The sequence below is a fragment of the Arthrobacter sp. TJ-254 genome (assembly GCF_058269175.1).
In genome coordinates this window covers 1-11394 of sequence record NZ_JBZCNF010000002.1, presented here as the reverse complement: position 1 = coordinate 11394, position 11394 = coordinate 1, and the positions used below count along the sequence as shown (strand labels likewise).

At 66.8% G+C, this 11394-nt stretch carries 14 protein-coding genes; 5 read left to right on the top strand and 9 right to left on the bottom strand.

Annotated features, from left to right (window positions below; genetic code table 11):
* Positions 1-184: 184 nt before the first annotated feature.
* Both AC4D14_RS05040 and AC4D14_RS05035 read right to left on the bottom strand, forming a co-directional pair.
* On the bottom strand, positions 185-940 hold the full coding sequence (locus AC4D14_RS05040) for a MerR family transcriptional regulator (RefSeq protein WP_490900508.1): 756 nt from the start codon (positions 938-940) through the stop codon (positions 185-187).
* 97 nt (positions 941-1037) lie between these two features.
* Positions 1038-1298 (bottom strand): hypothetical protein, encoded by a 261-nt coding sequence (locus AC4D14_RS05035; protein ID WP_490900507.1) that lies wholly within the window; start codon positions 1296-1298, stop codon positions 1038-1040.
* Between the two features lie 155 nt (positions 1299-1453).
* On the opposite strand from AC4D14_RS05035, the gene AC4D14_RS05030 reads away from it, so the two are divergent.
* The gene (locus AC4D14_RS05030; RefSeq protein WP_490900506.1) at positions 1454-1834 is read left to right on the top strand and encodes a helix-turn-helix domain-containing protein; all 381 of its coding nucleotides are present in this window, start codon (positions 1454-1456) and stop codon (positions 1832-1834) included.
* Here the strand turns inward: AC4D14_RS05030 and AC4D14_RS05025 are convergent.
* Entirely contained in the window at positions 1831-3045 is a 1215-nt protein-coding gene (locus AC4D14_RS05025) for a PucR family transcriptional regulator (protein ID WP_490900505.1), read from the bottom strand. The two genes, AC4D14_RS05030 and AC4D14_RS05025, sit on opposite strands and share 4 nt — an antisense overlap.
* 331 nt (positions 3046-3376) lie before the next feature.
* On the opposite strand from AC4D14_RS05025, the gene ald reads away from it, so the two are divergent.
* The gene (gene ald / locus AC4D14_RS05020) at positions 3377-4489 is read left to right on the top strand and encodes an alanine dehydrogenase (protein WP_490900504.1); all 1113 of its coding nucleotides are present in this window, start codon (positions 3377-3379) and stop codon (positions 4487-4489) included.
* Between the two features lie 36 nt (positions 4490-4525).
* Here the strand turns inward: ald and AC4D14_RS05015 are convergent, their stop codons facing one another.
* The 5 genes from AC4D14_RS05015 to AC4D14_RS04995 all read right to left on the bottom strand — a co-directional run bounded on the left by AC4D14_RS05015 (position 4526) and on the right by AC4D14_RS04995 (position 7962).
* Positions 4526-5557 carry a Gfo/Idh/MocA family protein gene (locus AC4D14_RS05015; RefSeq protein ID WP_490900503.1) on the bottom strand — a complete coding sequence of 344 codons (1032 nt, stop codon included), beginning with the start codon at positions 5555-5557 and terminating at the stop codon, positions 4526-4528.
* A 44-nt stretch (positions 5558-5601) separates the two neighbouring features.
* The gene (locus AC4D14_RS05010; protein ID WP_490900502.1) at positions 5602-6408 is read right to left on the bottom strand and encodes a GAF and ANTAR domain-containing protein; all 807 of its coding nucleotides are present in this window, start codon (positions 6406-6408) and stop codon (positions 5602-5604) included.
* 106 nt (positions 6409-6514) lie between these two features.
* Positions 6515-6706, bottom strand: a complete 192-nt coding sequence (locus tag AC4D14_RS05005; RefSeq protein ID WP_490900501.1) for a hypothetical protein — start codon at positions 6704-6706, stop codon at positions 6515-6517.
* A gap of 51 nt (positions 6707-6757) precedes the next feature.
* Entirely contained in the window at positions 6758-7720 is a 963-nt protein-coding gene (locus AC4D14_RS05000) for a lantibiotic dehydratase C-terminal domain-containing protein (RefSeq protein ID WP_490900500.1), read from the bottom strand.
* Between the two features lie 104 nt (positions 7721-7824).
* The gene (locus AC4D14_RS04995) at positions 7825-7962 is read right to left on the bottom strand and encodes a hypothetical protein (protein ID WP_490900499.1); all 138 of its coding nucleotides are present in this window, start codon (positions 7960-7962) and stop codon (positions 7825-7827) included.
* Between the two features lie 428 nt (positions 7963-8390).
* Between AC4D14_RS04995 and AC4D14_RS04990 the strand changes: the two genes are divergently transcribed.
* The 3 genes from AC4D14_RS04990 (at position 8391) to AC4D14_RS04980 (ending at position 10998) form a co-directional block, all read left to right on the top strand.
* Entirely contained in the window at positions 8391-9359 is a 969-nt protein-coding gene (locus AC4D14_RS04990) for a helix-turn-helix transcriptional regulator (protein WP_490900498.1), read from the top strand.
* Between the two features lie 46 nt (positions 9360-9405).
* Entirely contained in the window at positions 9406-10719 is a 1314-nt protein-coding gene (locus AC4D14_RS04985; protein WP_490900497.1) for an aminotransferase-like domain-containing protein, read from the top strand.
* 87 nt (positions 10720-10806) lie between these two features.
* Positions 10807-10998, top strand: coding sequence for a hypothetical protein (locus AC4D14_RS04980; protein ID WP_490900496.1), 192 nt, complete (start codon positions 10807-10809; stop codon positions 10996-10998).
* Positions 10999-11060: 62 nt separating this feature from the next.
* On the opposite strand, the gene AC4D14_RS04975 is transcribed toward AC4D14_RS04980, so the two are convergent.
* Positions 11061-11394: NAD(P)-dependent oxidoreductase (locus AC4D14_RS04975; RefSeq protein WP_490900495.1), on the bottom strand; the 334-nt coding region annotated here is incomplete at its 5' end.

The window sequence follows — 11394 nt, the reverse complement described above, 5'->3', positions numbered from 1 at the left end:
ATCCCGTCACAGGGCCTCCTGCATTCGGTGCGCGTCGAAGCACACGCGCTTATCGAATCACCTGTTTCAACCGGGGGTCAATACCCCCGCCTCCGGTGGGAAGCGGGGGTCAGGGTTCCGGGGCTCCGGCGGGTGAACCCGGGCGGACCCGGATCGGCGCTCCACGGGCCCGCCCGGAACCGGCTCAGAGGTTGGCGTCGGCGAAGGTCCGCAGTGCGTCGCGGACGAATCCGGCACCGGCGGCACCGCCGTAGACGGCGCTGAAACGGGGATCTGCGACGTACATCTCACCGAGGCCGATGACGTAATCCTTGGCCGGCATGCCACCCTCACGCGGAATGCCCGGCGCCTCCGCCAGCCACCGGTAGTGCTCGTCGGCGAGCGCCTGGGCTTGGACGCCGTCGGGCTGCTCCCCGGATGATGCAGCGGTGATCCATCGATCGGCGAGCCGCTTGGCCGCTGCCGAGTACTCCCTGCGTTCGGTATCGCTCTTGGCCCTCCACCATGCATCGGCCGACGCGTAGGCGTCAGCGCCCCACCGTTGCTCCACCTCCTCCTTGTACTGGCTGTGGTCGAAGCCCTCGAACATGTTCTCCGCCATGAGCGGTTCTCCTCTCTCGAGATTGCGCACGGTGCCAAGCACCGAGTCGATCTGCTTACCGATCCGCTGTTGTTCACGGCGCAACTGCCCGAGATGGGCACGCAGCGCTGCGGCAGGCTGTTCACCGCCATCGAGGATGTTCCTGATGGCGGGCAGCGCAAGCCCGAATCCGCGCAGGAGGAGGATACGTTGAAGGCGCACCAAGGCGTCGTCGTCGTAGTAGCGGTAACCGTTGGCGCCCACCCGTGAAGGATTGAGCAGGCCCATCGCACCATAGTGGCGGAGGGTCCTGCTCGTCGTCCCCGCAAGGCGGGCGACATCATGAATCGACCTATCCACAGCGTTTCTCCCTGTTCCTTTTCCTGCAGAATTCAGTCTAGGAATTGACGCTGCGTCAAGGTCAAACGCCTATTCAGGCCCTCCCGGGCCTGTGGCGTCAGCTGTACCAGAACCAGTGCGGCGGCCGCCAGGTAGAGGGCACGGCGTGCGCGTTGAAGCTCCCGCACTCTGAGCAGGAGTATCCGGCGCTCGCGGAAAGGAAGTTGCCGGCATCCGGCTGGCGCGCTGGAATGAACTCTTCGAAGATCAGGAACTGGTCGGTTTTGCAGACGGGGCACCACGGCATTTCGCCGGGATCGCCGGGCCGAACCGCTGGCCGCGCTGAGCCCAGCGCGGCACCATGATTGATTGTTGTCATTGTCTTCACCATTTCAAACCTTGGCGGAGCCTACGCTGGCTTCGCGCGACGGTAAGGGTACTTCCAATATCCAGAATAGGCCCGTCTATACCACGTGGAAACCCTGTTGGGTGCAAGTAGTCGGGCGCGGCGCGGATGTTTGGCACAATGTCCTCATGCCGCCGAACCCTCCACGCATAACCGGACCGCTGCCAACAAAGGAAGCGGGCGCCCTCAACCGAGCGCTGGCGGACAGTGCCGACGTCACCGTGTTCGTGGACGGGACGGCGTACCGGCTCCCGCCGGCGGCCCGCGATGGCGTCCTTGACCTGCTTCAGCGGCTGGCCGCGGGAAGCACGGTGCAGTGCTCGTCGGTGGCCGATTTCCTCACCACCTCCCAGGCCGCCGAGCTTGCGGGTATTTCGCCGACCTACCTCCGCAACCTGACCGACGCGGGGGACATCCCCGTCGAATACCGGGGCTCCCACCGGCGCTTCCGGCGCGGGGATATTGAGGAGTGGCTGCGGCACCAGGGCCGGAGCGCCGCGGGCAGCTAGAAGCGGGGCCGGAGCATCCAGCGGCGGGCCTTCAGCGCCAGGTGCAGCTCAAGGCGCACTCCACCGGCCAGCGGATCGGCCCCGATGATCGAGCGCATCCGGGCCAGCCGGTTGTAGACACTGCTGCGGTGCAGGTGCAGCTGGGTTGCAACGTCCTGGACTGAACCGTTCTTGTCGTAAAGCAGTTCAAGGACGGGCAGCAGTTCGCCGTCGCCGTCCTGCTCCTCGAGTTCGGTGAAGTAGACGCTGTGCGCCGCCGAGAGCTGCCATCCCATCGCCGCCAAAAACTGGTAGGCGCCGATTGCCCGGTATTCGACAACCTCGCCCAGTTGCTGGTCGACCGCGCCGGCCTGGGCCGCATGCCCGGCCTGGGAGTATGCACCGGGCAGTCCGCGGAGGTCGGTGAAGGTCTCACTGATGCCCAGCACGAGCCTCCCGGGTTCCCTGCCGGTGCGCTGGGCAAGGCCCTGGCGGTAGCGCCCCAATACCGTCGCATGGGTGGCCCGGCCGATTCCCGTTGCGAGGAACACCGCATGGGAGGCGGCTCCCGCGCTGAAGAGGACCGGCACCACGCCCACCGTCGCCTGGAGGGCGACGGTGCTGTGCTTCAGGGTGTCGGCCTGCGGGTCGGGATCGGCCCGGCGCAGGCCGCCGGTCTCGACCACGACGGCGAGATGCCAGGGGCCCGCGGCGTCGTCGATATCCCGCCAGCCGCGCAGCTCCTCGACGGCGGGGACCACACCGCCGCAGGCGGCGAGGAAGGCCGCCTCGCGTCCGCTGCGGTGCTCGGAGTCGGCGGTGTTGCCCTCAAGGAGCAGCTCGGCGAGCCGGTCGAGGCCGGGACGGACAGTGCGCAGCGCTGCGAGGATCGCTCCGGCCGAATCCTCCTCGGCATCCTGCTGGACCCAGAGGTAACCCACCCGGAACCCGCGCACGAGCAGCGGGACGCACACCCGCCCAAGCATGCCGAGTTCGGCATTGGCCGGAACGGCGACGGGCCGGACGGCGCTTCCGACTCCGTGCCGCATCTGCCATGCGTGAACATCCGCCGGGACCTTCTTGCTCAGGAGGAAGTTCACCCTCACCCGGTCCGCGGCACCCTGGTGCCGACTGTAGGCGATCAACACTCCGTCCAGGTCCTCAAGGGAGAGCCCCCTGCCAAGGGCGGTCGCAATGTCCTCGACGACGTCTTCAATGGCGGGGGTCTGCACCGACCCAGCTTAGGGCGTGCGTGCGGGGACGGCGACATTTGCCGTCCCCGGACTCGACACCTGTCGATTGCAACAGCGCGGCAGCACTGCTAGTGAGCGCGGTCACACAGCAGCGGACCGCGGGACTCGGATCCGGGAAATCGTCCCCGGCTGCCGCGGCGCCGCGCATCCAAGGTGGCGGTCACGCCCGTTCCCCGCTCCGCAGGGGACCAGCAGCCCTCCCCGCCCGCCGCCGTCGGCGTTGTTCCACCGGAGACAGCACCGCCCTTGAGCGGCCATACTGTGGAGAAGCCTGATCGGCGCCTTTCCCTTATGTGCTCTGGAGAACCCCATGATCATCGGTGTCCCTAAAGAAGTTAAGAACAACGAGTTCCGCGTGGCCATCACCGCCTCCGGGGTTCACGAATTCAAGGCGCACGGCCACACCGTGCTGGTGGAGCGCGGCGCCGGTGCCGGCTCTAATATCACTGATGTGGAATATGAATCCGCTGGTGCGGAGATCGTCGATGCAGCCGACGAGGTGTGGGCCCGCGCGGACATGGTGATGAAGGTGAAGGAGCCGATCGCACAGGAGTACCCGCGCTTCCGCAACGGGCTCATCCTTTTCACCTACCTTCACCTTGCTGCAGAGCCCGAGCTCACGAAGGCCCTCCTGGAATCGGGGGTGACGGCCATCGCCTATGAGACCGTCCAGGACGGGCGCTCCCTTCCCTTGCTCGCCCCCATGTCGGAGGTCGCGGGCCGGCTCTCCGTGCAGGTCGGAGCGCAGGTCATGACCGCGCCCGCCGGCGGCCCGGGCCTGCTCTTGGGAGGAGTCGCGGGCGTGCGCCCGGCGAAGGTCACCGTATTGGGCGCCGGCGTTGCCGGGACGAACGCAACGGCGATGGCAGTGGGAACCGGTGCCGACGTGACGATCCTCGACATCAACATTGCGCGTCTGCGCGAGCTCGACGCCCTCTACTCCGGGCGGGTCAAGACCGTCGCCTCGAACGCCTTCGAGATCGAGAAGTCGGTGCTTGAGGCCGACCTCGTGATTGGATCGGTCCTGATCCCGGGCGCGAAGGCACCCAAGCTTGTCACCAACGACCTCGTGGCGCGGATGAAGCCCGGGAGTGTGCTGGTGGACATCGCGGTCGACCAGGGCGGCTGCTTCGAGGACTCCCGGGTCACAACCCACGAAGACCCGACTTTCCGGGTGCACAACTCCCTGTTCTACTGCGTCGGCAACATGCCAGGGGCCGTGCCCAACACGTCGACCTACGCACTGACCAACGTCACCCTGCGCTACGCAGCGGCGCTTGCCAACAAGGGCGTGCGCGCGGCCTTCGAGGCGGATCCCGCCCTGGCGCGCGGACTCAACATCGCCGCCGGGCAGGTGGCACACTCGTCGATCTCCGAGGCGCACGGCCTTGAGCTGGCCGAGGACTGGCGCGCGCTGGTTTAGGGGCGGGCGTCCTTGGCGCGGTCCTAGGGGTGCGCCCTAGGACCGCGAGGCAGCCCGGTGGGCCTGCTCGATGAGCCGCAGGCCCGCCAGTGATTCCTGCGGATCGACCGGCACTGGGCCGCCCTCGAGCAGGGCGGCCGCCAGCCCCCGGTAGAACTCCGCGTAGTCGCCTTTTTCGGTGCTGACGGGGACCGTTGCGCCGTCATGGCCAAGACGTCCCTCCCGGCCCTGCGGCTCTACCCCGTAACCGGCATCCGTGGGGCGGGCACCGGAAACGATTGAGGCCTCCTGCGGATCCATCCCCCACTTGGTGAAAGATGAGCTTGTCCCGGTCACCCGGAAACGGGGACCAGCCTGGGGCGCCAGCGAGTTCATCGCCAGATGGGAAACCACTCCCTCCCCGTGGAGCAGGACAAGGAACGCGTCGTCGTCGGGGCCGCCCCCTGCCCTGCCCGTGGAAACTTCGGCGTGCAGCAGATCGGCCGGCCCAAACAGCCGCAGCGCCTGATCGATGAGGTGGGGGCCGAGGTCATAGAGGATGCCGCCGCCCTCGGCGGCCCCTGCACTGGCCTTCCAGGGTTTGGAAACGGCCGGCTTGAAAGACTCGATGCGGGATTCGAACCGCCGGATCCGCCCAAGGGCGCCGTCGCGCACCAGCTTTTCGACGGTGAGGAAGTCACCGTCCCAGCGCCGGTTCTGAAACACGCTCAGGGCCTGCCCCGTTGAGGCGGCAAGGGCGACGAGCCGCTCACCGGCCGTGCTTTCGACGACGAAGGGCTTGTCGACGACGACATGGTGCGATGCAAGGAGTGCCGCCTCAGCCAGTTCCGCGTGGGTGGCCGGCGGAGTGCTGATCACGGCGAGGTCGGTCTGGCCGGCCGTCAGCGCCTCCCCCGCGGAGGAGACGACCGAGGCCCCCGGATGGTCCCGGCGGGCGGCCGCGGCCCGCTCCGGGTCGGCGGTGACGATCGCGGTGAGTTCGTAGCGCGGGTCGGCGGCAATGAATGGGGCATGGAAGACCCTTCCGCCCAGACCGTAACCCAGAAGGACCACTCGGATTTTCTGCATTGCCCCAGCCTACCGGGCGGGGTAGGCGTGCCGGCGGCGCCCGATCAGGAGTGGTCGAAGTGGGTGTCGGGGGTTGACCCGTTCAGGGTCCGGACGATGTCCGCCGCGAGGCTGCGCACCTTGATGTTCCGATCGTTCGATTGCTTGCGCAGCAGGTCGAATGCCTCCTTTTGGGAGCAGTTGTTGCGTCCCATCAGGATGCCGACGGCGAGGTCGATTTCGGTGCGGGTTTCGAGGACCGCCCGCAGGTCTTCGGCGGCGGCCGCGTGGTGGGCGACGCGCACTGTCATGCGCAGGGCCTGCGACGCCTGGAGGGCGAAGGAGCGCGCCAGGTCCCTGAAGGGGCCGGTGAACACCGCGGCGTCGTCAGCGTAGAGGTTGAGCGCAGCACGGGCGGACCCCTCGAGCCGCAGCGGAAGACAGAACATCGCACCAACACCGTGCTGGGCGATGTGGGTCATGAATGCGGGCCAGCGCTCGTCCCGGTTCACGTCGGCGATGAAGACTTCGCGGTCGGTCCGCAAGGCGCTGAGGCAGGGGCCGTCGTCGTGGTCGTACTGCACCTCGTCCATGTGCAGGGCCAGATCATCGCTGCTGGCCACGGTGAATTGCTGGCTGCGGTTGCGCTGCAGCGTTATTCCGCAGTAGGTGGTGCCGTAGGCACTCAGCGTTGATCCGGCCAGCTCGGCGAGTTCCTGGAGGAAGGTGCGCACGTCCGGCTGGTCCACCAGCAGATCCTGCAGCTGCGCCGCGGTTTCCGGATCGCTCCGCGACCCGTCAGCGTTCGCCGAGCCCAAGGAGTGGGCGGGGTGCTGCGCTGACCCGTGCCCTGTTTGAACTAGTTCCCGCATTCCTGCACTTTCCCGAGATATCCGACCGGGCGGCGGCACCCGATTCTCGCAAAAGTCTACCGGGGCGGGAAGTCTCCGCCGTGCTTGTCGGGCCGGACCCGCGGGCCTAGTGCCAGAGGTTGTCGGCCCACGCCGCATCACGAAGGTAGTCGCGGGCAGGGCCGACCTCCCAGAGTTCGCCATGGCGCGCAAGGACTCCCCGGTCGTGAAGATCCTCGATCACCGCCGGCGTGCAGCCCAGCGCGATGGAGAGCTCATCGCTATCAGAAGCAAGCACGATGTCCTTACGAGTGCTCATGATGTTCCTCATCCTGGTGTTGAAGGAACGCCGTGGGATGGCGCATTCCAGTCAGATCGAGCTTCGGCTTCGGACACCGCGGCTGGGAGGCTGCCAGGTGCGTGCGTAAAGCCCGAGGGCGGCTTCCTCCCGCGGCAGGAAGCCAAGGCGGTTGATGGTGCCGTGCGCCTGATGGACGGTCAGGTGCTGGGCGGTGCGGCTGACTCGGGCCTTTTCCGCCCTTTCCAAATAGGAGTCGAGGCCGCGGAACCACCGGCGCCGCCACGCTTGGACGGCGGCCTCGGCGGTCGTTGCGCCCATCAAGGCGTGGAAAGGCGGGGTTTTCACGCTCACCTGCTGCCGCATTGCTTCACGCACCGCAGCGGCCCGTGGCCCCACCTCGGTTGTGCAGATCTCAAGATGGTTGTCCCAGTAGGCTTCCCACGTCTGCCTGCGCCGCTGCGGCCAGGAACCGGACCGGGGGCCGCGCATCATGCTCTGGGCCGCGTCGAAAAGCAGCAGCGCTCCAAGTGCGGACCGGCTCTGTGTCTTGGTGAACCGCTGGGTGGCCCACGCAGCGAGTTCGGAGCTCAACTCGAAGACCTCTTCGGCAAGTTCGAGTCCTTCGATTCCCCCGTAACGGAGGACATCGGATTCAAGCTGGGGATCGGTGGGCAGCGGGCTGCCAAAGGAATAGAGGGTGCTGACCGGGCTCGAGAGGTGCTGCACGACCGTGATTTTCGGGAGCACGCCGCCCCTCCGTGACTGGAGGGCGCGTTGGAACATGCGCAGGCGCTCAATGACGCGCGGGTGGGCCTGGATGTTCAGGCGGACTTGGTCACCGCTTTGGGTTTTGGCGCGCGTGAAGTACCACCGCTTCGCTCCGAGAGCGTGCGCCTGCGCCACCAGGGGGGTAACCAGCTCATCAACGATGCCGTCCGCTACGTCGAAGCCACCCGTCGAGAGGGAGAGATGCCACCATTGAGTGCTTCCGACCGTTCGTGAGGCGGTTCGAACGGCGGTCAGCTGACTCATTGGCCCTCTCCTTCAGGGTTTGTGGTTACCCCCACTGGGGGCGGGATCTGGGGGAGCAGCGCCGGCGCTTTCTGCCGGGCCGCTCCGTTTTGTGGAGAACGGCCCTACTTGGGCCAGTCCCAACTGCTTGCCACGACCCGACCGGTGGAGTCCGCGCCTGCCGCTGCCATCGCCGGCGTTGCCGGTGCGGCCATTGCGAGCAGTACAAGTGCTCCGGCGGTCGCGCCCAATATTCTCTTCATGAATGTCACCTCTCGAACTCAGCCAGTCCCCCACAGGAGCGGCGGGCATTGGATCGTGTCTATCAACGGGGCCGCCTGCGGTCTCCCACTGCGGCTCCGGCTCTCTTAGAATGGACGCCCCGGAGATTCGGTGTCCACTCCCTCGGATGACCGCTTCAGGACATGGCCGTTTACTGACGTGGCGCCCTGAAGCGACAGGCGTGGGGCCGGTGGGTAACACCCTCCCCGCCGCGTGATCGCGCTTTTTCCAGCCGTTTTCGATGCTCAAGATTGCTCATTTACGGGTCGTGTCATTAACTGGACATGTCCTATTTTTCCCGAGGCTGCGGCATTACGCCTCTATTTTTTTCAGAGGTGCCGAAGGTCGGGTCGGAGGCTCTGTAGTCTGTGGAGGAGTGCTGTCCGGTATGCACCTACAAGGAGGCCCAATGCTCGACGGCACGTGTCTGGAGCTGTACCGCTTCGCCGTGGAGAACCCGGGATGGACACGCAACCAGGCATCGGAGGCGCTGGGCTACACCCTGCGGGATATCGACGAGGCGGTGCTTGAGCTGTCGAGCCGGAGGCTGATCAGCCCCCGCACCTTCGGGAGCGACGGCTATGTCGCAGTCTCCCCCGATGTCGCCCTCGCCGACCTCGTCGATGCGGATGAGCGTGCCCTGCAGGAGCTCAAGACCAGGATCAGTGCCCGGCGCAGGGAACTCTCAAGCCTTGTCCCCACCTTCCTCGAAGCACGGAAGCACAGCGCATCGAGCACCTCCGTCGAGACCCTTGAGGATCCGCACCTGATCCACCGTGTCCTGATCGACTACGGCCGTGACGTTTCGGAGAAGGTCCTCATCGCCCAGCCGGGCCAGGGGTCGACGGCCGACGTGCACGAGGAAAGCATCCGCAAGGACCTCGAACTGCTGGCCCGGGGCGTGCGCCGCAAGACCCTCTACGACGTAAGCACGCGCGACCATGTGCCCACCCGGAAGGCGGTGGTGGCGATCCAGGCCGGGGGCGGGGAATTCGGCGCCCTGCCGTTCGTCCCGCTGCGGATGATGATCTTCGACCAGAAGCTCGCGCTTGTGGCGCGGCAGCTCGACGCCAAGGACAAAGCGGCACTGGTCATCCGCGATCCAAACCTCATCCACATCTTCACGCTGCTGTTCGATGTGGCGTGGGAGCTGAGCACCCCGTTCCTCGACGCGGAGCCGAGCCCCTCGCCCCTGAACAGCATCCAGCGCTCCATCCTCCAGGGCCTCGCCGCCGGGCTCTCCGACGAGTCGATCGCACGGCGGCTGGACATCAACGTGCGCACCTGCCGGCGGCACATCGCCTGGATGCTCGAGACGCTTCATGCGGAAAGCCGCTTCCAGGCGGGACTCAAGGCCCGCGACGCCGGGTGGCTTTAGGCAACAACTGTTGCCTACCGGTGAACGCGCCGCCTACACTCGGGATGTGACGTTTTCAAGTGATCCAGCCCACGAAGTAATCCCGGCCGAGACCGAAGCCGCGCTGGAGCGCGTTGCCGAGTACGCCGCGCGCCACGATGTCCTGTATTCGGCCCGCGCCGCGAACATCAAGCAGTCGGCCGTCCGCGACGTCTTCGACATCTCGATCCGCCCCGGTCTCGTCTCCCTGGCCGGAGGGAGTCCCTACCTCCGTTCCCTGCCCCTTGAGGACCTTGGCCGGACCGCGCAAAAGATCATCGCCGAGCACGGCCTCGAAGCCCTCCAGTACGGCGGCGGCCAGGGCATGGAGGAGCTGCGGGAACTGATCTGCGAGGTGATGGCTGCCGAGGGCATCACCGATGCGGATCCGGCCGACATCGTCGTCACCACCGGCTCCCAGTCGGCGCAGGACGTCGCGGCCAAGGTCTTCTGCAATCCCGGTGACGTGATCCTGTGTGAGGACCCGACCTATGTCGGCGCCCTCAATACCTTCGAGGCGTACGAGGTCGACGTCGTCACGGTCCCCATGGACGAGCAGGGCCTGATTCCCGACGAACTTGAACGCACCATCCTCCGGCTGAAGGAGGAGGGACGGGCCATCAAGCTGCTCTATACGATTCCCAGCTTCAACAATCCCAGCGGGATCACCATGGAGGCGGGCCGGCGCCAGCGGGTCGTTGACCTCTGCAGGGAACACAACATCCTGGTGCTCGAGGACAACCCTTACGGCATGCTCCGGTTCGACGGCCACCCGATCGCCCCGATGCGTGCCGGGAACCCCAACGACGTGATCTACCTCGGCTCCTTCTCCAAGATCTTCGCCCCGGGCGTGCGCCTGGGCTGGGCGCTGGTCCCGCGCCACCTGCACCGCCGGTTCTACCTCGCCTGCGAGGCCGTTGTCCTGTGCCCATCGCCGCTGACCCAGATGCTGGTGAGCGCCTACCTGACCGAGTACGACTGGCGCGGACACCTTGACACCATGCGGGTGCTGTACCGGGAGCGGTGCGAGGCGATGCTCGCCGCGCTCGCCGAGCACCTTCCGGAGGGCGCGCACTGGACCACCCCGGACGGCGGGTTCTTCGTCTGGGTCACGCTCCCCGAGGGGATCGACACCTATCCCCTGCTGTATGAAGCGATCGATGCCGGTGTCGTGTTCATCCCGGGGGCGGCCTTCACTCCGTCGGACGACGCGTCGAACAAGCTCCGGCTGGCTTTCAGCGCGGTGTCGCCCGAGGACATCGCCGAAGGCGTGCGCAGGCTCGCGCCGATCCTGCAGCGCGCCATCGGTGCCGCGGATCTGGCCAGCACGGTCAACCAGTAGCTGCATCCATCACCGTTGTTCACGGTGATAGGTGCTGCCGGCCGGTTCATGCTTTGACCGGTTAGTCCTCGAAGTGGAAATGCGGAGGTGCCGGGCCCGTTGCGGGCCCGGCACCTCGCATTCTCCCTCGTCGGCATCGGCACCTTCCCCGCTTCCCCCCTCTGGCAGGCCAGTGGGAACGCCCTGACCCGGGCGGAGGAAAAAGCCCTGCTCGATTCAGGGGCTGTGTGCGAGATCTGCCTCCGCTACTTCGACATCGACGGACCGACTCGGAGGTAACCCGCCCGCTCCTCGAACCTCCCCGGCTTGGCGCTCTGGGCTGAGGGCGGTCAGAGGGCAGGTCAGGTGACGGGCTTGTTGCGGTACCGGCCGACGAGTTCGGGGGCTGCTGCCTGAAGCCGGACCGGGGCCAGCCCCCGGGCCATCAGCGCCAGGTCATCGACGACCATCTCTCCGATCGAGTGGAACGCTTGGGCAATTCCGCCCGCCCGGTGGGGCGAAAGCACGGTATTGCCGAGGGCCCGGAACGGACTGTCGTGGGGCAGGGGTTCAGTCGGCCAGACATCGATGGCCGCGAAGAATCTGCCCTGTGAAAGCCGCTCGAGGAGCGCATCGTAGTCAACGACCGCTGCCCTGCTCACGAGGATCAACCGGGCGCCGTGCGGCAGGAGGTCG